The 298-nt window shown below is 62.1% G+C and carries 1 protein-coding gene; it reads right to left on the reverse strand.

Annotation, left to right across the window (positions count from 1 at the left end; translation table 11 throughout):
• Positions 1-298: hypothetical protein (locus PQR62_RS25605; protein ID WP_408160900.1), on the reverse strand; the 298-nt coding region annotated here is incomplete at both ends.

Here is a 298-nt window from a genome sequence, read left to right on the forward strand (position 1 = left end):
GGCGTCCAGACTCGCGATGAAGGTGTCGTTGTTGGCGGTGCCGATCGCGTTTTCAATGCTGTCGTACGTATCGCCGTCGGCAAAGCCGCCGGTGCCGGTCTTGGCGACCAGATCCACCGTCACCCCGACCCCGTCACTCGAACGCTCATAGCTGACCGTATCGACACCCGCACCGCCAAAGAAATTATTGTGCGCCGCGCTGGCGTAGAAGAGATCGTTGCCGCTGCCGCCGGTCACATCCTGGATGTTGGTGTAGGTATCGCCATTGGCCAGACTGCCAGTGCCGCCGGTACCCACG

The sequence above is a fragment of the Herbaspirillum lusitanum genome (assembly GCF_046025995.1).
GTDB lineage: Bacteria > Pseudomonadota > Gammaproteobacteria > Burkholderiales > Burkholderiaceae_D > Herbaspirillum > Herbaspirillum lusitanum_A.